Source organism: Arthrobacter sp. AQ5-05, assembly GCF_003287975.1.
Lineage (GTDB): Bacteria > Actinomycetota > Actinomycetes > Actinomycetales > Micrococcaceae > Paeniglutamicibacter.
This window is the reverse complement of the sequence record NZ_QMKQ01000083.1, coordinates 1-1161: the sequence shown is the minus strand read 5'-3', so window position 1 is coordinate 1161 and position 1161 is coordinate 1. Positions and strand designations below refer to the sequence as shown.

The following is a 1161-nucleotide window of genomic DNA, read 5'->3' as shown; positions in this document are numbered from 1 at the left end:
ATGTCAAGCCTTGGTAAGGTTCTTCGCGTTGCATCGAATTAATCCGCATGCTCCGCCGCTTGTGCGGGCCCCCGTCAATTCCTTTGAGTTTTAGCCTTGCGGCCGTACTCCCCAGGCGGGGCACTTAATGCGTTAGCTACGGCGCGGAAAACGTGGAATGTCCCCCACACCTAGTGCCCAACGTTTACGGCATGGACTACCAGGGTATCTAATCCTGTTCGCTCCCCATGCTTTCGCTCCTCAGCGTCAGTTAATGCCCAGAGACCTGCCTTCGCCATCGGTGTTCCTCCTGATATCTGCGCATTTCACCGCTACACCAGGAATTCCAGTCTCCCCTACATCACTCTAGTCTGCCCGTACCCACCGCAGATCCGAGGTTGAGCCTCGGACTTTCACGATAGACGCGACAAACCGCCTACGAGCTCTTTACGCCCAATAATTCCGGATAACGCTTGCGCCCTACGTATTACCGCGGCTGCTGGCACGTAGTTAGCCGGCGCTTCTTCTGCAGGTACCGTCACTTTCGCTTCTTCCCTACTGAAAGAGGTTTACAACCCGAAGGCCGTCATCCCTCACGCGGCGTCGCTGCATCAGGCTTTCGCCCATTGTGCAATATTCCCCACTGCTGCCTCCCGTAGGAGTCTGGGCCGTGTCTCAGTCCCAGTGTGGCCGGTCACCCTCTCAGGCCGGCTACCCGTCGTCGCCTTGGTGAGCCATTACCTCACCAACAAGCTGATAGGCCGCGAGTCCATCCCTGACCAACAAGTCTTTCCACCAAGAACCATGCGGTCCACGGTGCATATCCGGTATTAGACCCAGTTTCCCAGGCTTATCCCGAAGTCAGGGGCAGGTTACTCACGTGTTACTCACCCGTTCGCCACTAATCATTCTGTGCAAGCACAAAAGTCATCGTTCGACTTGCATGTGTTAAGCACGCCGCCAGCGTTCATCCTGAGCCAGGATCAAACTCTCCGTAAAAAAATACAGACACAACCAACACGCCGACTGGAAAAAGTCGACCGGGTTGCACCAAGTAAAAAAATCCCGGCAAATTGCCCCAGGAATCCACACGGGGGTGCGGACCCTGAAACCATTCACCAATAAAATAAATAAATTGGTATCAACAAATTTGGCACACTATTGAGTTCTCAAACAACAGAC

General features: G+C 54.1%; 1 rRNA gene. It reads right to left on the bottom strand.

The features are described 5' to 3' along the window. Positions 1 to 978: ribosomal RNA gene (locus tag DQ353_RS21095) — 16S ribosomal RNA — on the bottom strand; the annotation flags it as partial. Between the last annotated feature and the right edge of the window lie 183 nt (positions 979 to 1161).